At 39.3% G+C, this 19,441-nt stretch carries 20 protein-coding genes; 19 read left to right on the top strand and 1 reads right to left on the bottom strand.

The genetic code is table 11. The annotated features are described in order from the left end of the window. The first annotated feature begins 13 nt into the window (after positions 1-13). The 12 genes from A3GS_RS0103410 (at position 14) to A3GS_RS0103465 (ending at position 12,866) form a co-directional block, all read left to right on the top strand. Positions 14-1,153: a glucose-1-phosphate adenylyltransferase gene (locus A3GS_RS0103410; protein ID WP_018364019.1), complete on the top strand. Its 1,140-nt coding sequence runs from the start codon at positions 14-16 to the stop codon at positions 1,151-1,153. Then, positions 1,143-2,276 (top strand): glucose-1-phosphate adenylyltransferase subunit GlgD, encoded by a 1,134-nt coding sequence (glgD, locus tag A3GS_RS0103415; RefSeq protein ID WP_018364020.1) that lies wholly within the window; start codon positions 1,143-1,145, stop codon positions 2,274-2,276. The genes A3GS_RS0103410 and glgD overlap by 11 nt, the downstream gene beginning before the upstream one ends. Continuing rightward, positions 2,273-3,700 (top strand): glycogen synthase GlgA, encoded by a 1,428-nt coding sequence (gene glgA, locus A3GS_RS0103420; RefSeq protein WP_018364021.1) that lies wholly within the window; start codon positions 2,273-2,275, stop codon positions 3,698-3,700. Before glgD ends, glgA begins: the two co-directional genes overlap by 4 nt. A 161-nt stretch (positions 3,701-3,861) precedes the next feature. Further along, positions 3,862-6,258: a glycogen/starch/alpha-glucan phosphorylase gene (locus tag A3GS_RS0103425; protein ID WP_018364022.1), complete on the top strand. Its 2,397-nt coding sequence runs from the start codon at positions 3,862-3,864 to the stop codon at positions 6,256-6,258. A gap of 241 nt (positions 6,259-6,499) precedes the next feature. Beyond that, positions 6,500-6,703, top strand: coding sequence for a F0F1 ATP synthase subunit C (locus A3GS_RS0103430; RefSeq protein WP_205617698.1), 204 nt, complete (start codon positions 6,500-6,502; stop codon positions 6,701-6,703). 43 nt (positions 6,704-6,746) lie between these two features. Further along, positions 6,747-7,460, top strand: coding sequence for a F0F1 ATP synthase subunit A (gene atpB / locus A3GS_RS0103435; protein ID WP_018364024.1), 714 nt, complete (start codon positions 6,747-6,749; stop codon positions 7,458-7,460). A 13-nt stretch (positions 7,461-7,473) separates the two neighbouring features. Then, positions 7,474-7,971: a F0F1 ATP synthase subunit B gene (gene atpF / locus A3GS_RS0103440; RefSeq protein WP_018364025.1), complete on the top strand. Its 498-nt coding sequence runs from the start codon at positions 7,474-7,476 to the stop codon at positions 7,969-7,971. Further along, on the top strand, positions 7,971-8,507 hold the full coding sequence (locus tag A3GS_RS0103445) for a F0F1 ATP synthase subunit delta (protein WP_018364026.1): 537 nt from the start codon (positions 7,971-7,973) through the stop codon (positions 8,505-8,507). Before atpF ends, A3GS_RS0103445 begins: the two co-directional genes overlap by 1 nt. 15 nt (positions 8,508-8,522) lie before the next feature. Beyond that, positions 8,523-10,028, top strand: a complete 1,506-nt coding sequence (gene atpA, locus A3GS_RS0103450) for a F0F1 ATP synthase subunit alpha (RefSeq protein ID WP_018364027.1) — start codon at positions 8,523-8,525, stop codon at positions 10,026-10,028. A 14-nt stretch (positions 10,029-10,042) separates the two neighbouring features. Then, the gene (locus A3GS_RS0103455; protein WP_018364028.1) at positions 10,043-10,924 is read left to right on the top strand and encodes a F0F1 ATP synthase subunit gamma; all 882 of its coding nucleotides are present in this window, start codon (positions 10,043-10,045) and stop codon (positions 10,922-10,924) included. Positions 10,925-11,030: 106 nt separating this feature from the next. Then, positions 11,031-12,437 carry a F0F1 ATP synthase subunit beta gene (atpD, locus tag A3GS_RS0103460; protein WP_018364029.1) on the top strand — a complete coding sequence of 469 codons (1,407 nt, stop codon included), beginning with the start codon at positions 11,031-11,033 and terminating at the stop codon, positions 12,435-12,437. Positions 12,438-12,449: 12 nt separating this feature from the next. Beyond that, the gene (locus A3GS_RS0103465; protein ID WP_018364030.1) at positions 12,450-12,866 is read left to right on the top strand and encodes a F0F1 ATP synthase subunit epsilon; all 417 of its coding nucleotides are present in this window, start codon (positions 12,450-12,452) and stop codon (positions 12,864-12,866) included. A 602-nt stretch (positions 12,867-13,468) separates the two neighbouring features. On the opposite strand, the gene A3GS_RS12870 is transcribed toward A3GS_RS0103465, so the two are convergent. Next, on the bottom strand, positions 13,469-13,669 hold the full coding sequence (locus tag A3GS_RS12870; protein ID WP_018364031.1) for a transposase: 201 nt from the start codon (positions 13,667-13,669) through the stop codon (positions 13,469-13,471). A gap of 338 nt (positions 13,670-14,007) precedes the next feature. Here A3GS_RS12870 and A3GS_RS0103475 point away from each other — a divergent pair, with 338 nt between their 5' ends. The 7 genes from A3GS_RS0103475 (at position 14,008) to A3GS_RS0103505 (ending at position 19,258) form a co-directional block, all read left to right on the top strand. Then, entirely contained in the window at positions 14,008-15,240 is a 1,233-nt protein-coding gene (locus A3GS_RS0103475) for an efflux RND transporter periplasmic adaptor subunit (protein ID WP_018364032.1), read from the top strand. Continuing rightward, on the top strand, positions 15,240-15,950 hold the full coding sequence (locus A3GS_RS0103480) for an ABC transporter ATP-binding protein (RefSeq protein WP_018364033.1): 711 nt from the start codon (positions 15,240-15,242) through the stop codon (positions 15,948-15,950). Before A3GS_RS0103475 ends, A3GS_RS0103480 begins: the two co-directional genes overlap by 1 nt. 11 nt (positions 15,951-15,961) lie before the next feature. After that, entirely contained in the window at positions 15,962-17,203 is a 1,242-nt protein-coding gene (locus A3GS_RS0103485) for an ABC transporter permease (protein ID WP_018364034.1), read from the top strand. 14 nt (positions 17,204-17,217) lie between these two features. Further along, on the top strand, positions 17,218-17,808 hold the full coding sequence (locus A3GS_RS0103490; RefSeq protein ID WP_018364035.1) for a TVP38/TMEM64 family protein: 591 nt from the start codon (positions 17,218-17,220) through the stop codon (positions 17,806-17,808). Between the two features lie 42 nt (positions 17,809-17,850). Further along, positions 17,851-18,606: a class I SAM-dependent methyltransferase gene (locus A3GS_RS0103495; protein WP_026216254.1), complete on the top strand. Its 756-nt coding sequence runs from the start codon at positions 17,851-17,853 to the stop codon at positions 18,604-18,606. A 122-nt stretch (positions 18,607-18,728) separates the two neighbouring features. Beyond that, complete coding sequence (gene rpsP / locus A3GS_RS0103500) at positions 18,729-19,001, top strand: 30S ribosomal protein S16 (RefSeq protein ID WP_018364037.1); 273 nt, start codon at positions 18,729-18,731, stop codon at positions 18,999-19,001. 17 nt (positions 19,002-19,018) lie between these two features. Continuing rightward, positions 19,019-19,258: a KH domain-containing protein gene (locus A3GS_RS0103505; protein WP_018364038.1), complete on the top strand. Its 240-nt coding sequence runs from the start codon at positions 19,019-19,021 to the stop codon at positions 19,256-19,258. Positions 19,259-19,441 lie beyond the last annotated feature (183 nt).

Below are 19,441 nucleotides of genomic sequence, written 5' to 3' on the forward strand. Positions count from 1 at the left end.
GAAGGAAAACTACATGAAGAATGAAATGTTAGCTCTTATCCTCGCAGGAGGACAAGGGACTCGTCTTGGAAAATTGACTCAAAGCATTGCAAAACCAGCTGTTCAATTTGGTGGTCGTTATCGTATTATTGACTTTGCGCTATCAAACTGTGCAAACTCTGGTATTAACAATGTCGGCGTCATCACGCAATACCAACCACTAGCACTCAACAGCCATATCGGAAATGGTTCGTCTTGGGGACTTGATGGTATCAATTCTGGAGCTACAATTCTTCAGCCGTATTCAGCGACTGAAGGGAACCGTTGGTTCCAAGGTACCAGTCATGCTATCTACCAAAATATTGATTATATTGACAGCATCAATCCAGAATATGTTCTCATCTTGTCAGGAGACCATATCTATAAGATGGACTATGATGATATGCTCCAAACACACAAAGATAATATGGCAAGCTTGACAGTTGCTGTTATTGATGTGCCGCTTAAAGAAGCAAGTCGTTTCGGTATCATGAATACAGACTCAAATGACCGTATCGTTGAGTTTGAAGAAAAACCAGAACATCCAAAATCAACTAAGGCTTCAATGGGGATTTATATCTTTGATTGGCAACGCCTGCGCACCATGCTTGTTGATGCTGAAAAGAATAATATTGATATGTCTGACTTTGGTAACAATGTTATTCCAGCTTATCTTGAATCTGGTGAACGTGTTTACACCTACAATTTCAAAGGCTACTGGAAAGACGTTGGTACCATCCAATCACTCTGGGAAGCAAACATGGAGTACATTGGCGAAGACAATGAACTTCACAGCCGTGATCGTTCATGGAAGATCTACTCTAAAAACTTGATTGCTCCACCAAACTTTATTACTGAAAAGGCAGACGTTAAGGATTCACTTGTTGTTGACGGATGCTTTGTTTCTGGTAAAGTAAGTCACTCTATCCTTTCTACTAATGTTCAAGTTAAAGAAGGAGCAGAAATTAAAGATTCCTTTATCATGAGTGGAGCTGTCATCGGTGAGGGTGCCAAGATTACACGTGCTATTGTTGGTGAAGGTGCAAAAATTGGTGAAGGTGTTGTCATCGATGGTACAGAAGAAGTGCAAGTTGTTGGTTATAATGAAGTAGTGGGGGTACCAAATGAAGATTGATAAATATTCTGCAATCCTAGGGAGCACAATTGGCTTTCATGAAATGGAAGGATTAACAGACACACGTCCTTTGGCGAGCTTACCTTTTGATGGTAAATATCGTCTTATTGACTTCCAATTGTCAAACCTTGCCAATGCTGGCGTGCGTAGTGTTTATGGTATATTCCGTGGACAAAATGTCCGTTCTATCTTTGACCATATTCGATCAGGACGTGAATGGGGACTAAATACCTTGCTCAGCCACTATTTCCTCGGATTTTATAATGCAAGTATTGACAGCTCAACGGCGGATAAAGATTACTACGATCAAATTTTGACTTATCTTAAACGCTCAGGGTCTGACCAGACTATTTATATGTCTTGTGATATCCTTTGCAATATCGATTTGGCACAAGTTATTCATCTACATAATGCTAATAAGCGTAATCTGACAGTGGTTTATAAGAAGATGCCTAAAGAAGCTGTATCTTCTGTCAATGATATTCTTGAAATTGATGATTCTGATACAGTTGTTGGTCATAAGGTAGAAGCCAATGCTGAAGAGACTGAAAAAATGTCAGCTGGTATCTATATTGTCAATACCCCTTGGTTGATTGAACAAATGGAAGCAGAAGCTGAAAAAGAGGCGCCACGTAAACTTCGCTATCTTCTTCAAGATTTGACAGTGTCTGCGCAAGCTCTTGCCTTTGAATATACTGGTTATCTTGCAAATATTTCATCTATCAAATCATACTATGATGCCAACATGGATATGCTTGACCCACAAAAATTCTATTCATTACTTTATTCAAACCAAAAAGTTTACACTAAAGTTAAGAATGAAGAATCAACTTATTTCGCTAATGAATCAACTGTTAAGAATGCGCAATTCGCATCCGGTAGCATTATCAAAGGAACTGTTGAGCACTCAATCGTTTCACGTAACTGTCGCGTTAAAGAAAATTCAAAAGTTGTTAACAGTGTCATTTTCCCTAAAGTAGTTGTTGGTGAAGGTGCTGTCGTTGAAAATGCTATTGTTGATAAATTGGTAAAAATTGCTCCTGGCGTTACCATTCGTGGGACCCAAGAAAATCCAATCGTTATTGCTAAAGATACCGAAGTTGTTGAGGATGTGATTCGATGAAAATTATGTTTGTTGCGGCAGAAGGTGCACCTTTTGCCAAAACAGGCGGTTTAGGCGATGTCATAGGGGCATTGCCTAAATCCCTTGTTAAGAACGGTAACGAAGTCGCTGTTGTGCTTCCATATTATGATGTCGTTGATGCGAAATTCAGTGATCAAGTTGAAGACGTTATGTATTTCTACACTGATCTCGGTTGGCGTCATGCTTACGTTGGTGTTAAACGTATTGTTCGTGATGGTGTGATTTTCTACTTCATTGACAATCACGATTATTTCTTCCGTGGTCATGTTTACGGGGACTGGGATGATGGTGAACGCTTTGCCTTCTTCCAACTGGCTGCGCTTGAGTTGATGGAAAAAGTTGATTTTGTTCCAGATGTGCTTCATGTGCATGACTATCATACCGGAATGATTCCTTTCTTGCTCAAAGAAAAATATCATTGGATTAATGCCTACAAGAACATTAAAACCGTCTTTACTATTCATAATATTGAATTTCAGGGTCAATTCGATCCAGGAATGCTTTGGGATTTATTTGGTGTAGGATTTGAACGCTATGCTGATGGAACTTTGCGTTGGAATGATTGCCTCAACTGGATGAAAGCTGCGGTACTTTATGCCGACCGCGTAACGACTGTTTCGCCATCTTATGCAGAAGAAATCAAAACTCCCGAATTTGGTAAGGGACTTGATCAAATTATGCGCATGGAATCAGGCAAGTTATCAGGTATCGTCAATGGTATTGATACTGATTTGCTCAATCCAGAGACAGATCCGCACTTAGTTGCGCATTTCTCAGCTGACGATTTGACAGGTAAGGCTAAAGATAAGGCTGCGCTTCAAGAACGTGTTGGTTTACCAGTCCGTGATGATGTGCCATTGATTGGTATCGTATCACGCTTGACAGACCAGAAGGGATTTGACTTGGTTGTCAATGAATTGAACAATATTTTGCAAAACGACTTGCAAATCGTTGTTCTGGGAACAGGGTATGCTGACTATGAAAATGCCTTTGCTTGGTTTGGACGTAATTATCCTGAAAAATTATCTGCTAATATCACTTTTGATTTGGAACTGGCTCAACAAATTTATGCTGCTTGTGACCTCTTCCTCATGCCATCAGCCTTTGAACCATGCGGGCTTTCACAAATGATGGCGATGCGTTATGGAACGCTTCCATTGGTTCATGAAGTCGGTGGCCTTCGTGACACGGTAATTCCTTACAATCGCTATGACAAAACAGGTACAGGCTTTACTTTCAATAATTTTTCTGGTTATTGGTTGAATAACACCCTTGGCTTCGCACTTGATGTGTACTATAATCACAAAGAAGACTGGCGTGCGTTACAACACAATGCCATGACGACTGACTTCTCTTGGGATACAGCCAGTCTAGCTTACGAGCGCCTCTACAAAGAACTTTAAAACTTACTAAACTCAATGATGCTTATTGACTCGGTAAGGAATTGATTTAATTAGCCTTTCCTTTAGGGTGGGAAACTTTGAAAGTGTCCTATGGGTGCTTTACTGAGTTTCCCCTTTTTCGAATAATGGCTATTTAAGTAGTTTCAGTTGAAAGGAAAATCATGCAACTCACAAAAGAACAATTTATCCGCGATTTCAAAGACACACTTCATGAAGAACAATTGATCAAAGTTCCAAAAGCAACAGCTTCTGAACTTTTTACTACTTTGGCTAAGCTGGTTCGTAAATACTACACCAGTACATGGATTGATCGTAATAATAGACTTTCTGAGAATCAAGAAAAAATCGCCTATTATTTCTCAATTGAATTTTTGCCAGGTCGGATGCTTGAAACCAACCTCCTTAACTTAGGTATTCTTGAAACAGTAAAAGAAGGTTTTGCAGAACTTGGTATTGATTTCAATGACGTTAAGGTTGCTGAGCATGACATGGCTCTAGGTAATGGCGGTCTGGGCCGTTTAGCAGCTGCCTTTATGGACTCACTTGCGACTACTGGTTACCCAGGTTTTGGTAATGGGCTTCGCTACAAATACGGTCTCTTCAAACAACGCATCGTTGATGGATATCAAGTTGAATTACCAGATTCATGGTTTGGGTCAATGGGGAATGTCTGGGAAGTACGTAAGGACCATGATGTCGTTGATGTCAAATTATTTGGTAATGTTTACCTGCAAGCTAATGAAGAAGGTAAACTTGTACCTGTTTATGATGGTGCACAAGTTCTTCGCGCTGTGCCTTACGACGTTCCGCAAATTGGTTTTGAAAATGACATCATTAACAACTTACGTCTTTGGGATGTTGAAATTCCAGAAGAGTATGAATTGAACTATCCAGCACTCGAAGATCGTCGTCGCGTTCAAGACATTACCGCTATTCTTTACCCAGATGATACTAGCTATGAAGGTAAGCAATTACGTCTTGTTCAAGAATACTTCATGACAAGTGCAGGTCTTCAAACCATTATCAAGTCATACCTCAAACAAGGTTTACCACTTGAAAATATCCATGAAAAAGTATCTGTTCACATCAATGATACTCACCCTGCGGTTGCACCAGCAGAATTTATGCGTCTCCTGGTTGATGAATACGGTCTTGAATGGGATATTGCTTGGCAAGCTACTGTCAAGACTATGTCTTATACCAATCACACCATCTTGTCTGAGGCCCTTGAAAAATGGGATGCTAACCTCTTCAAACAAGTGCTTCCACGTGTTTACCAAATCGTACTTGAAATTGACAACCGTTTTGTCGTAGAAATGGCACAAAAAGGGGTAGATACACAAGTCATTGAAAATACACGTATCGTTAAAAATGGGCAGATTCACATGGCTAATTTGTCTATTATCGGTGGACACTCTGTCAATGGTGTTGCCAAACTTCATACAGAACTTCTTAAGGAAGATACTCTGCATGACTTCTATACACTGTACCCTGAAAAATTCAATAACAAGACAAATGGTATTGTGCAACGTCGCTGGACACAAATTGCTGCACCGGAATTATCAGCTGCCTTGGATAGGACTATTGGTAATGGCTGGCGCAAAGATATCCATGAATTGAGAAAACTCAATGATTTTGTGGACGATGCAGCCGTGCAAGATACTTTCTATCAAGTCAAGCAAGATGCCAAAGCCAAGTTGGCAGCCTATATCAAAGACACAACTGGTGTTGAAGTGTCAACTGAAGCTATCTTTGATGTACAAGTCAAACGTCTCCATGCTTACAAACGCCAATTGCTTAATGTTCTCCACATCATCAAACTATACTGGGATCTTAAAGATGATCCAGACAAAGACATGGTGCCACGCGTCTTTATCTTTGGGGCAAAAGCTGCGCCAGGTTATCGCTTTGCTAAGTCGGTTATCAAGGTTATCAATGAATTGGCTAGTCTAATTAACAATGATGACAGTCTTCAAGGTAAACTCAAAGTAATCTTCCTTGAAAACTACAATGTCAGTCTTGCTGAATTAATTATCCCAGCTGCCAACGTTTCTGAACAAATTTCATTGGCTTCAAAAGAGGCATCAGGAACATCAAACATGAAATTCATGATGACGGGTGCCATCACATTGGCAACTCTTGATGGAGCTAATATCGAAATCAAGGATGAGGTTGGTGACGACAATGTGGTTATCTTTGGTATGAATAAAGACGAAGTTTACGATCATTATGCACGCCATGATTACTATTCACGCGGTGTTTACGAAAACAATCCAGTTATTCATCGTGTTATTGATACCTTTGTTAATGGGACTATTCCAAATTGTCAAGGTGAAGGGATGGAAATCTATGAAGCTCTTATCACTCATAATGATGAATACTTCTTGCTTGAAGATTTCACATCTTACGTTGAAGCTCAAGAACGTATTGATGCCCTCTACCGTGGTAAAGCTAAATGGTCGCGCATGAGCTTGATGAATATTGCTAATTCAGATAAATTTACGTCTGATGATACCATCACACAATATGCCGAAGAAATCTGGAACTTGAAAAAATAAGACTAAATTAGTTTAATTAATTTTCTGAAAAAGTCTTGAAAACGAAGAGTAATTCGTGTTTCGAGGCTTTTTCTTTTAGCAAAAAGCGAACGTTACAAGTAAGCTAGAAAGCTTATTAAATCAAAACTAAACAAAGGTTAAGAATGGTTTAAGAAAAGGTTGCCAAAGTCATGAAATTTATTGACAATCTTTGAAAATAGGACTAAAATAACAAAGTAAATTTTTTTAAAAGGAGAATTCTATCATGAATTTAGCTATTTTAGCACTCGGTATTGCTGTTTTAGGTGTAAGCCTTGCAGAAGGTTATCTTGTTTCAAACATTGCCAAATCAGCTGCACGTCAGCCTGAAATGTACAGCAAACTTCAAACACTTATGATTATGGGTGTTGCCTTTATTGAAGGTACTTTCTTCGTTCTTCTTGCTTCAACATTCTTTGTTAAATAAGGAAGAGTTCTAGTTTTATCTAGTTTAAGAAGGAGGGATAAAGTTGGAAACATCTGTAAATCCAACAACGCATTTCTTAGGAATCGAATTTGATTTGACTATTCTTGCCATGTCTCTCTTGACTGTACTGTTGACCTTTTTGATTATCTTTTGGGCTAGTCGTAATATGACATTGAAACCAAAGGGTAAGCAAAATGTTTTGGAGTGGATTTTTGAATTTGTTCAAGGGATTATCAGACCAAATCTTGGCAAATACACAAGTAATTACAGTCTTCTATCATTCAGTCTATTCTTCTTCTTGCTAATTGCAAACAATATCGGTTTGGTAACCAAGCTTGAGTTTGGTGGCTATAATTTTTGGACTTCACCGACATCTAATGCCGCATATAATTTTGGTTTAGCGATGATTATTGCTGTCATCGTTCATTTTGAAGGTATTCGTAAGAGTGGTCTTAAAGAGTATTTGAAAGAATACGTTTCACCAACGTCAGTTATGTTACCTATGAATATTTTGGAAGAATTTACAAACGTTATTTCTTTAACTTTGCGTTTGTACGGGAATATTTATGCCGGTGAAATCGTACTAGGTCTACTAGTACAGTTTGCGCATTACAGTGTTTTTACTGCACCGATTGCCTTCGCATTGAATATGTTATGGACGGCTTTCTCAGCATTCATTTCAGCCATTCAAGCCTATGTCTTTGTTATGTTGTCATCAACATACATCGGTAAAAAAGTAAACAACGAAGAAGAATAAGAAAGGAGAACTGATGGAAACTTTAATTAATAGTACAAGTCTTGGTAATATTATTATCGTGACAGGCTCATTTCTTCTCTTGCTTGTTCTTGTGAAAATTTTTGCTTGGGAGCAAATTACAGGAATTTTTAAGGCACGTGAAGAAAAGATTGCCAATGACATTGACGGTGCAGAAGCTGCACGTCAAAAAGCTGAAAGTTTAGCTCAAAAACGTGAAGTCGAATTATCACAGGCTAAAGATGAAGCTGGCCAAATCATTGACGATGCCAAAGAAATCGGAACAGCTAAACGTGAGCAAATTCTTGCTGATGCTAAAAACGAAGTAAGCCGTCTCAAAGCTAAAGCTAACCAAGATATTGCCCAAAATAAGGCTGAGGCACTATCAAGTGTGAAAGGTGAAGTCGCTGATTTAACAGTTCTTTTGGCTGAAAAAATCATGACAGCTAATCTTGATAAAGAGGCTCAAAGCACTCTCATTGATCGTTATCTTGATGAATTAGGAGATGCTTAATGGATAAAAAGACACAGGCTCTTGTTGAGCAATATTCAAAAAGTTTGGTAGAAGTTGCTGTCGAAAATGACAAGGTTACTCAAATTCAATCTGAAGTAGCTTCCTTACTTAGTATTTTTGAAACAACCGAGCTTGATAATAGCTTATCAAGTCTTGCCATTTCACATGAAGAAAAAGTGAAGCTTGTTAGGTTACTTCAAGAGTCTAGTTCAGCCTATCTGAACAATTTTCTTGAGGTAATTTTACAAAACGAACGAGAAGCTTACTTGTTGGCTATTTTGAAATCAGTACAGTCTGGTTTTGTAGCGGCAACCAATCAACACGATATTTATGTCAGAACAGCTGTTGCTTTATCTGACGCGCAAAAGAATCGTATTTTGACCCTTGTAGCTGAAAAGTTTGCTGTTAAGGCAGGCCATCTCGTTGAAACGATTGATGATTCTCTTATTGGAGGATTTGTTATCAGCGTTAATAATAAAGTAATTGACACAAGTATTAGCAGTCAATTACGTCAATTAAAAATGAATTTTAAATAGAAAGTGGTGTGACTTTTGGCAATTAATGCACAAGAAATTAGCGCTTTAATTAAAAAGCAAATTGAAAACTTCCAGCCAAATTTTGACGTCACAGAAACTGGTGTTGTCACTTATATCGGTGATGGTATCGCGCGTGCCCGTGGACTTGATAATGCCATGAGTGGTGAACTTCTTGAATTTTCAAATGGTGCCTACGGTATGGCGCAAAACTTGGAATCAAATGATGTTGGTATCATTATTCTTGGAGATTTCTCCGAAATTCGTGAGGGTGATGAAGTTAAGCGTACTGGTAAAATCATGGAAGTGCCAGTCGGTGAAGCTCTTATCGGACGTGTTGTAAATCCGCTTGGACAACCTGTTGATGGTCTTGGTGACATTGTTACAACAGCGACTCGTCCTGTTGAGACTCCTGCACCAGGTGTCATGCAACGTAAGTCAGTTTCTGAACCACTTCAAACTGGAATTAAGGCTATTGATGCCTTGGTTCCAATTGGACGTGGTCAACGTGAATTGATTATCGGTGACCGTCAAACTGGTAAAACATCGGTTGCTATCGATGCAATCCTTAACCAAAAAGGCCAAGATATGATTTGTATCTACGTAGCAATTGGTCAAAAAGAATCAACTGTTCGTACACAAGTTGAAACTCTTCGTAAGTACGGAGCTCTTGATTACACAATCGTTGTGACAGCCTCAGCTTCACAACCTTCTCCATTGCTCTATATTGCACCTTATGCTGGTGTGGCTATGGCCGAAGAATTTATGTATAATGGCAAACACGTTTTGATTGTTTATGATGATTTATCAAAACAAGCGGTAGCTTACCGTGAATTGTCATTGCTTCTTCGTCGTCCACCAGGTCGTGAAGCCTACCCAGGTGACGTTTTCTACCTTCACTCACGTTTGCTTGAACGTTCAGCTAAAGTTTCTGATGCGCTTGGTGGTGGTTCTATCACAGCCCTTCCATTTATTGAAACACAAGCTGGTGATATTTCAGCTTACATCGCAACAAACGTGATTTCTATCACTGACGGACAAATCTTCTTGCAAGAAAATCTTTTCAACTCAGGTATTCGCCCTGCGATTGATGCTGGTTCTTCAGTATCACGGGTTGGTGGTTCTGCACAAATTAAAGCAATGAAGAAAGTTGCTGGTACCCTTCGTCTTGACTTGGCTTCTTACCGTGAACTTGAAGCCTTTACCCAATTCGGTTCTGATTTGGATGCCGCAACACAAGCTAAACTTAATCGTGGACGTCGTACGGTCGAAGTGTTGAAACAACCACTTCATAAACCATTGCCAGTTGAAAAACAAGTTGTCATTCTTTACGCTTTGACGCATGGTTTCTTGGACAGTGTTCCTGTTAATGATATCTTGGCATTTGAAGAAGCACTTTATGATTACTTCGATGCTCATTACGAAGATATTTTTGAAACAATTCGTACGACTAAAGATCTTCCAGAAGCATCTGTTTTAGACGCAGCCATTCAAGCCTTCAAAGATCAATCACAATTTGAATAAAGGAGGATTGACTTATGGCAGGCTCACTTAGTGAAATTAAAAGTAAAATTGTTTCAACTCAGAAAACAAGTCACATCACTGGTGCCATGCAAATGGTGTCAGCGTCAAAGTTGACAAAGTCTGAGCAAGCCGCAAGGGATTTCCAAGTTTATGCGTCTAAGATTCGTCAAATCACAACAGATCTTTTGAAATCAGAGTTGACTACAGGTTCAAGCAATCCAATGTTGGCAGCACGTCCAGTTAAGAAGACTGGTTACATCGTGATTACGTCAGATAAAGGATTAGTTGGCGGTTACAATTCAAAGATTTTGAAAGCCATGATGGACACCATCCATGATTATCATGTAGAAGGACAAACAGGCTATGCAATCATTTCTATTGGTAGTGTGGGATCTGATTTTTTCAAGGCGCGTGGAATGAACGTTGCTTTTGAATTGCGTGGTTTGGAAGATCAGCCATCATTTGAGCAAGTTGGTCGTATCATTTCACAATCGGTTGAAATGTACAAAAACGAACTTTTTGATGAACTTTATGTGTGTTACAATCATCATGTCAATAGCTTGACTAGTCAAGTACGTATGCAGCAAATGCTTCCTATCTCTGATTTGGATGCAGGTGAGGCAGCAAAAGAAGGTGTTAAGGACTTTGAATTAGAACCAAATCGTGATTTGATTTTGGATCAATTATTGCCTCAATACACTGAAAGCTTGATTTACGGCGCTATTATTGACGCTAAGACAGCTGAACATGCTGCCGGTATGACAGCAATGCAGACAGCTACTGACAATGCTAAAAATGTTATCAGTGATTTAACTATCCAGTATAACCGTGCGCGTCAGGCAGCTATCACACAAGAAATTACGGAAATCGTTGCAGGTGCAAATGCGCTTGAATAATTCTAGTAAAAACTAGATAAAGAAAAAATGAATTTGACCTGGAAGAAGTGTTCAATCTAATAATGCTGCCTTCCTCAAGGTCTTATATCTTAAAAAGGAGAAATACATGAGCTCAGGCAAAATTGCTCAGGTAGTCGGACCAGTCGTTGACGTTGCTTTTGCAGCAGGCGACAAACTTCCTGAGATTAATAATGCATTGATTGTTTATAAAAACGGCGATAAAGCGCAAAAGATCGTTCTCGAAGTTGCTCTTGAACTCGGTGACGGACTTGTGCGTACCATCGCTATGGAATCAACAGATGGGCTTACACGTGGATTGGAAGTTTTCGATACTGGTAGAGCTATTAGTGTGCCAGTTGGTAAGGAAACTCTAGGTCGTGTTTTCAACGTTCTTGGTGACACTATCGACCTTGACCAACCTTTTGCAGAAGATGCAGAGCGTCAGCCCATTCACAAAAAAGCACCAGCTTTTGATGAATTATCAACATCATCAGAAATCCTTGAAACAGGTATCAAAGTTATTGACCTTCTTGCCCCTTACCTCAAAGGTGGTAAAGTTGGACTTTTCGGTGGTGCCGGTGTTGGAAAAACCGTTCTTATCCAAGAATTGATTCACAATATTGCCCAAGAACACGGTGGTATCTCAGTATTTACCGGTGTTGGGGAACGTACACGTGAAGGTAATGACCTTTACTGGGAAATGAAAGAATCTGGCGTTATTGAAAAAACAGCTATGGTCTTTGGTCAAATGAATGAACCACCTGGAGCACGTATGCGTGTTGCCCTTACTGGTTTGACCATTGCCGAATACTTCCGTGATGTTGAAGGGCAAGACGTGCTTCTCTTCATCGATAACATCTTCCGTTTCACACAAGCAGGTTCTGAAGTATCGGCGCTACTTGGTCGTATGCCATCTGCTGTTGGTTACCAACCAACCCTTGCCACTGAAATGGGACAATTGCAAGAACGTATCACGTCAACCAAGAAAGGTTCTGTTACATCTATTCAAGCTATCTATGTGCCAGCCGATGACTATACTGACCCAGCGCCAGCTACAGCCTTTGCTCACTTGGATTCAACAACTAACTTGGAACGTAAATTGACACAAATGGGTATCTATCCAGCTGTTGATCCTCTTGCTTCAAGCTCACGTGCCCTTGCTCCTGAAATTGTCGGGGAAGAGCATTATGCCGTTGCTACAGAAGTTCAACATGTGCTTCAACGTTACCGTGAATTGCAGGATATCATTGCTATTCTGGGTATGGATGAATTGTCAGATGAAGAAAAGACCTTGGTTGGACGTGCGCGTCGTATCCAATTCTTCTTGTCACAAAACTTCAACGTTGCTGAAACCTTTACAGGTCAACCTGGTTCATACGTTTCAGTTGAAGAAACAGTCCGTGGCTTCAAGGAAATCTTGGAAGGTAAACACGATGATCTTCCAGAAGATGCCTTCCGTATGGTCGGCGGTATTGATGACGTTATTGAAAAAGCAAAATCAATGAACTACTAATGAGGTGGTACTATGACATATATGACCGTTCAGGTAGTCACACCAGATGGTGTTCGTTATGATCACCATGCTAATTTCATTTCAGTCAAGACTCCAGATGGTGAAATGGGAATTTTACCAGATCACATCAACATCATTGCCCCTTTAACTGTTCACGAGATGAAGATTCGTCGTATTGATGATGATAGTCATGTGGATTGGGTTGCTATTAATGGTGGTATTCTTGAAATGAAAGACAATTTTATCACTATCGTTGCTGATTCAGCTGAGCGCGAACGCGATATTGATGTCAGTCGTGCTGAACGTGCCAAGTTGCGTGCTGAACGCGAACTTGAACATGGTCAAACAACGCACGATATCGATGAAGTCCGTCGAGCACAAGTTGCGCTCCGACGTGCCCTCAACCGTATCAGTGTAGGTAATAAGTAAAACGGCTAGAAAAAAGCTGGCTGATCATTAAAAAATACAGACAGATTCAAGCTGATCTTGATTAATTGCCTCTTTGTCAACTGTAGTCGGTGATGAAAAGATGTCTTATGGAGAGAACCATTTGGTTCTCTTTTTGTTATGGGTTTGATTGACGTTCAAGATGAAGAAAATTCGTTTCTTGAAGTTAGAAAAATTGCGGTAGCCAAAGCTTGACTTTTGATATATTTGATGAGCTTGTTGTAGCCTCAAGCTTGGTATTTGAAGAGTCTAATGCTAAGGCATCTGTAATGTATCATTTATATTTGTCAAGGGTCTTAAAAACATTGAAAATAATATGTTGACAGTATTTTTGAGGTCATGAATCAGTTTGAGGAAAAGCTGGTTACTTTCCTCTTGAAAGTGGTAGAGCAGGGGCTGATAAAAATCGTAAAAGTCGGCTAATTCTGGTGATAAAATCTTGATTAGTTTGACAACCTTCTTTATAGAGATAAGTACGCAAGGTTGGGTTGTAAAGCAGGGTATCACTGAGTGTTCGGCTACCTTGAAGAAACTGTTTCCAATGAAGGCAGGCTGCCCTTTTTGAAAGCTGGACTCATCCCAAGTCATGACTTCAGGAGCTTTTCATAGCTTTCTTTGAAGCTGAATAGGTCAAGTTTTCGGTAGACAGTGGATGTGGAAATGCGTAGTTTCTGAGTAATCTCTGTCAGAGCGATCTTGTCAGTCAAGAGGTCAGCAACCTTTTGGCGGACGAAGTCGGAAATCTGGCAGTTTTTATTGCCAAGATCCGTCTCATAAACAATCATTTTCTTACATGCTTTGGACTGAAAGCGCTGCTTATTGATCCTTAGAAAACTAGGGAAGTCTAGGATGCTAAGGAATGGAATAGGTGATGCCTTCTGGCAGTTATACTTAATCATTTAACTGCTGATAGGAATTTTACCCACTATAGAATTATAGAGTTGCTATTTAACCAGTGTAAGACGAGTCTTAAAGTCTTGTCATTTTTTATCTTACAAAACTGTAAGGTTGTGAGACTATTTATTCAGTATAATGAAATTGAAAAGTACATAAAACTTTTGACAAGCTATTAAAAATATTTTATACTTGTCTTATATAAATAATACAAAATAGGAGATATTCTATGGCTAGAGGAAAAAAAGCAAAGTGGTCAAAGAAAAGCAAAGGAATCGTAGTTGGTGTAGCTACTGCTGGAGTTGTTTTAATTGCTGCAGTTTTATGGTTGCAACAAAAAAATAGCAGTCAAGTCAAGGTTAGTGAGGAGCCTTATCAGTCTGTTAATGTTAGCGAAGGAACCATAGCTTCTTCAACACTTTTATCAGGCTCAGTCAAGGCCTTGTCTGAACAATATGTTTATTTTGATAGCAGCAAGGGGACGAGTGCTAGGGTAACGGTTTCAGTTGGAGATCAGGTGACTGCTGGTCAACAATTAGTACAGTATGATACAACGACTGCGCAAGCAGCTTATGATACAGCTGTCAGAAATCTTAATAAGGTTGGACGTCAAATCACCTATCTCAAAACTTATGGTAACCTTCCGACAACCACTTCTTCGACAGATGAGGAGACAGGTGAAACTAGTACAACGACGGTTGCACCATCGGCTCAGCAAAATGCTAGTTATAACCAACAGTTGCAGGATTTAAATGATTCTTATTCCGATGCTCAAGCAGAGGTTGACAAGGCTCAAGCAGCTCTCAATCAAACCGTTGTTGTCAGTGATGTGTCTGGAACGGTGGTTGAAACCAATAATAATGTTGACCCCTCTTCAAAAACAAGTCAAACTTTGGTTCATGTGGCGAGTGAAGGACAACTTCAAGTTCATGGCAGTTTAACAGAATACGATTTAGCTAATGTTAAGGTTGGTCAAGCTGTCAAAATTAAATCAAAAGTTTATCCTGACAGGGAATGGACAGGGACAATTTCTTATATTTCTAATTATCCTAAGGATGCCCAGTCAGCAGCTGAGCAAAGTTCATCTAGTTCATCCTCGTCTTCAGCCAACTATGATTATAAGGTTGACATTACTAGTCCGATTGATAATTTGAAACAAGGATTTTCAGTTTCAGTTGAGGTAGTTAATGATGTTAAGCATGCTTTAGTGCCAACCTCTGCGGTTGTTAAAGAAGATAAGAAATATTATGTTTGGCTTTATGATGATAGCACAGGTAAAATCAAGAAAAACGAAGTGACTGTTGGTAGTGCTGATGCTAAATCACAAGAAATCTTAACAGGATTGACCGTAGGGCAAATTGTCATCAAGAATCCAGATAAAAATTTCAAAAATGGTCAAAAACTTGAAGATATCCAATCAGCAGATACGACTTCAACGAAGAAGACTAAGGAGAATAAGTAGTGGCTCATGAAGAAAAAGTTTTAATTCAATTAAATGATATTGTCAAAACTTACCAAAATGGGGATCAGGAATTACGAGTTCTCAAGGGAATTGATTTGACAGTACGTGAAGGGGAATTTCTAGCTATTATGGGACCGTCTGGTTCGGGTAAATCAACTCTCATGAATATCATTGGCCTGCTAGATAGGCCAACATCAGGAGATTATCGTCTCAACGGTACTCAAGTTGAAGAATTAAGTGGTAAAAAGCTAGCTCAGGTGCGTAATGAAGAGATTGGTTTTGTCTTTCAGCAGTTTTTTCTGCTATCTAAACTTAATGCTTTACAAAATGTTGAACTACCATTGATTTATGCGGGAGTTGGTGTTTCCAAACGTCGTCAGCTTGCTAAGCAGTACTTGGAAAAAGTTGAACTTGGCGAGCGCATCAAACATTTACCATCTGAATTGTCTGGTGGACAAAAGCAGCGTGTGGCAATCGCGCGAGCCTTGGTTAATAATCCTTCTATCATTTTAGCAGATGAGCCAACCGGTGCCCTTGACACCAAAACTGGTCAGCAGATCATGACTTTGCTAACAGAACTCAACAAGGAAGGTAAGACCATTATTATGGTTACACACGAGCCAGAGATCGCTAACTATGCTACACGGAAAATTGTTATTCGTGATGGTGAAGTCACGGCTGATACAACTGACAGTGTCCGAATTGATTAAGGAGAAAAGCGATGGAAAATTGGAAATTTGCCCTTAATTCCATTATGGGACATAAAATGCGTTCCTTCTTGACAATGCTAGGAATCATTATCGGTGTAGCATCGGTGGTTCTCATCATGGCTCTTGGTCAAGGGTTGAAAAATGGAATTTCGGATCAGATCAATAAAGAGCAGAAAAATTTAAACGTCTATTTTAAAACGGCAGCTGACAAGAAAGCTGAGGAGAATCCCAACTATTATTATGAGGAAGATAGTAGTAGCAAAGCCCCAATACTTCAAGAAGCCTGGGTTGAAAAGGCGGCCAAGGATACTGAGGGTGTCTCAGGTTACTACATTACTAATAGCACAACATCAGAAGTTTCTTATGGTAAGAAAAAAGTTAAAGGTGTTAATATAACAGGAATTAATAGAACTTATCTTGCTATCAAAAAATTCAAAATTATAGCTGGGCGTTCGTTTGAGGCATCTGATTACAGTCAGTTTTCACGAATTATCATGTTGGAAAGTGATCTAGCTAAGAAACTTTTTGGCAGGAGTCAAGCAGCTTTAAATAAGGTAGTTGCGCTATCTGGTAAAAGTTATTTGGTTGTGGGTGTATATAAAGATCCCAATGCTGGGAGCTCTGCCTACGGCATGGTTTCTGGTGGCAATGCCATCATGACTAATTCTCAAGTGGCTAGTGAATTTGGTGCTAAGGAAGTTGACCAAATCTATTTCCACATTAACGATGTTAGTCAAGCTAATAAAATTGGTAAGGCTGTTGGGCAAGAACTAACTCGCCTGTCTGGTACCAAAGACGGTTTCTATGAAAATTACAACATGGATGCGATTATTGAACAGGCTAACCAAATAGCCTCCATGTATACGTTAGCATTTGGTGTCATTGCAGCTATTTCTTTGCTGGTTGGTGGTATCGGTGTTATGAATATCATGCTGGTTTCGGTAACAGAACGAACGAGAGAAATTGGCCTTCGCAAAGCACTTGGGGCAACTCGCGGAAAAATTCTCAGTCAATTTTTGATAGAATCGGTTGTGTTGACTATTCTGGGTGGATTAATTGGTTTAGGTTTGGCTTATTTGGCTGTCAGTGCACTGACACCGATTCTTAAAGAACAACAAATTATTCCGGAAGTATCAGTCCAAGTTGTATTAATCAGTCTGGTCTTCTCAGCCTTTGTCGGTATTGTTTTTGGACTTTTACCAGCTAATAAGGCTAGCAAGCTAGATCCAATTGAAGCTCTACGTTATGAATAAAAGAAGGGGTGGTGATGAGCATGTATCGTGCTTGGCAACAGTTTTTTAAATACTTGAGCATTTTTTCTGTCCTCATCACATTATCTCTTCTCATTTACCTAGTCAAAGGTCTTGGGATTCTACAAAATCCAGATGCCCTGGCTCAGGCTTTGGAAAAGCAAATGCTACTAGGAAGTCTGCTTTTCTTTGCCCTTCAGGTTATTCAAGTTGTTATCCCCATCATTCCTGGTGGAGTAACGACGATTGTTGGTTTTATGGCTTTCGGACCTTTCTGGGGATTTGTTCTAAATTATCTGGGGATTTTGCTAGGAAGTGTTATTTTATTTTTGCTGAGCAGGCATTTTGGTAAAATGTTCATCCTTCTTTTCATCAATGAACAGGCCTTTGATCGCTACGAAAGAAAATTACTGACGCCTACCTATGAAAAATTTTTTATCCTAAATATGATTTCTCCCGTTTCACCAGCTGATGTTCTGGTTATGATTACAGGGCTAGGTCGGATGAGTTTTCGAAAATTTTTTATTATCATTTTGCTTTGCAAGCCGCTTTCCATCATTGTTTACAGTTATTTCTGGATTTATGGTGGTAAATTATTATTTAAATAAGTTGAGACCGCCCTTGGTGCGGTTTTTTGTTATAATAGACTTATGACTTACATGATTACGACGAGTTTGGGACAATCTGCGCAGCTAGTTCAGCGAGCAAAAGACTTTGCAGAAAAGCTAAATGTTCCTTACAGAGAACGGCAGAAGCGTTCGCTCGGCTATTTTTTGAAAATTTATGACGGGGTGCTCTTGGTCTACGATAAGAACTTGATATTTCATCATCGTGATGGCAGTCAGTTAGCTTTTCATCCCGACACGGCTATGTTACGTATCAAGAGTAAGCATGATCCACTTGTAGAACTGATTGGAAGGGAATCTCTGACCATTTTGGATACAACGCTTGGTCTAGCTAGTGATAGTCTTGTTATGAGCTACGCTGAACACCAAGTGACTGGTCTGGAGAGTCAACAGTTGATTCATTTGATCGTGTCACAGGGCTTGCAGACTTTTGAGTCTGGCAATGCTGCGCTGGATGCGGCCATGAAAAGGATTAGGACACTTTGTATAGATAGTTTGACTTATCTAAAAAACCAGAGCGATCAAGCTTATGATATTATTTATTGTGATCCTATGTTTTCTGAGCAAATAAATGAATCTAATAATCTCTCTGGATTAAGACCAGTGGCAAATTATAGCCCTGTTTCTAATCAATGGTTGAGGGAAGCTAAGCGCGTGGCCAGAAAGAAAATCATTATTAAAGCGCATTTTCGAGACACTGTCTTTGAAGATTTTGGTTTTAGACGCATCATCAGACCCAATCAAAAATTTCATTACGGTGTCATAGATTTAGAAAACTAATTGAACTTATGTCAAGTTTTTTTCTTGACAGCATAAAAAAGTATGTTATAATAGTTAGAGTAGTTTGGTAGCTCTGCTATTGAACACAAAGAATATTAAAATAGAAATGAGATATTTTAAAAATGGCAGTAAAAATCCGTTTAACTCGTATGGGTTCTAAGAAAAAACCTTTTTATCGTATTAACGTAGCAGATTCACGTGCACCACGTGATGGACGTTTCATCGAAACTGTTGGAACATACAACCCACTTGTTGCTGAAAACCAAGTGACACTTAAAGAAGACCGCGTTCTTGATTGGTTGTCTAAGGGTGCACAACCTTCAGACACAGTTCGTAACATCCTTTCAAAAGAAGGTGTTATGAAAAAATTCCACGAATCAAAATTCTCAAAATAATAGAGTAGAAGAAGCCTATGGACACCATTGAAAATCTGATTATCGCTATTGTGAAACCCTTGATTTCACAACCAGATAAGATTACCATCAAAATTGAAGACACACCTGAGTTTTTAGAATATCATCTTGACTTGGATGCTCAAGACATCGGTCGTGTTATCGGCAAAAAAGGTCGTACCATCACAGCGATAAGATCGATTGTCTATTCGGTTCCAACCCAAGGTAAAAAAGTTAGACTCGTTATTGACGAAAAGTAAAAGAGAACCGTGAGGTTCTCTTTCAGAATGAAGACAAACATCTCGATTGATGTTTGTCTTTTTCTGTTTATAGAATTTAAATCGCCTCTGTTTACTAAAATAGAGGGTATTTGTCCAAAATAAAAAAGCTTGCCTGCCCTTATTTTTACCAATTTTTTGAGATTTAAACACGCCAAAGTCAGT

The sequence above is a fragment of the Streptococcus caballi DSM 19004 genome (assembly GCF_000379985.1).
Lineage (GTDB): Bacteria > Bacillota > Bacilli > Lactobacillales > Streptococcaceae > Streptococcus > Streptococcus caballi.

What these genes read in the sequence shown, in the direction of transcription:
- atpF (WP_018364025.1), top strand. Translation starts at nt 7,474, where the DNA reads ATGGAAACTTTAATTAATAGTACAAGTCTTGGTAATATTATTATCGTG.
- A3GS_RS0103425 (WP_018364022.1), top strand. Translation starts at nt 3,862, where the DNA reads ATGCAACTCACAAAAGAACAATTTATCCGCGATTTCAAAGACACACTT.
- A3GS_RS12870 (WP_018364031.1), bottom strand. Translation starts at nt 13,669, where the DNA reads ATGATTGTTTATGAGACGGATCTTGGCAATAAAAACTGCCAGATTTCC.
- A3GS_RS0103485 (WP_018364034.1), top strand. Translation starts at nt 15,962, where the DNA reads ATGGAAAATTGGAAATTTGCCCTTAATTCCATTATGGGACATAAAATG.
- atpD (WP_018364029.1), top strand. Translation starts at nt 11,031, where the DNA reads ATGAGCTCAGGCAAAATTGCTCAGGTAGTCGGACCAGTCGTTGACGTT.
- A3GS_RS0103475 (WP_018364032.1), top strand. Translation starts at nt 14,008, where the DNA reads ATGGCTAGAGGAAAAAAAGCAAAGTGGTCAAAGAAAAGCAAAGGAATC.
- A3GS_RS0103465 (WP_018364030.1), top strand. Translation starts at nt 12,450, where the DNA reads ATGACATATATGACCGTTCAGGTAGTCACACCAGATGGTGTTCGTTAT.
- A3GS_RS0103495 (WP_026216254.1), top strand. Translation starts at nt 17,851, where the DNA reads ATGACTTACATGATTACGACGAGTTTGGGACAATCTGCGCAGCTAGTT.
- A3GS_RS0103445 (WP_018364026.1), top strand. Translation starts at nt 7,971, where the DNA reads ATGGATAAAAAGACACAGGCTCTTGTTGAGCAATATTCAAAAAGTTTG.
- glgA (WP_018364021.1), top strand. Translation starts at nt 2,273, where the DNA reads ATGAAAATTATGTTTGTTGCGGCAGAAGGTGCACCTTTTGCCAAAACA.
- A3GS_RS0103455 (WP_018364028.1), top strand. Translation starts at nt 10,043, where the DNA reads ATGGCAGGCTCACTTAGTGAAATTAAAAGTAAAATTGTTTCAACTCAG.
- A3GS_RS0103505 (WP_018364038.1), top strand. Translation starts at nt 19,019, where the DNA reads ATGGACACCATTGAAAATCTGATTATCGCTATTGTGAAACCCTTGATT.
- rpsP (WP_018364037.1), top strand. Translation starts at nt 18,729, where the DNA reads ATGGCAGTAAAAATCCGTTTAACTCGTATGGGTTCTAAGAAAAAACCT.
- A3GS_RS0103410 (WP_018364019.1), top strand. Translation starts at nt 14, where the DNA reads ATGAAGAATGAAATGTTAGCTCTTATCCTCGCAGGAGGACAAGGGACT.
- A3GS_RS0103490 (WP_018364035.1), top strand. Translation starts at nt 17,218, where the DNA reads ATGAGCATGTATCGTGCTTGGCAACAGTTTTTTAAATACTTGAGCATT.
- glgD (WP_018364020.1), top strand. Translation starts at nt 1,143, where the DNA reads ATGAAGATTGATAAATATTCTGCAATCCTAGGGAGCACAATTGGCTTT.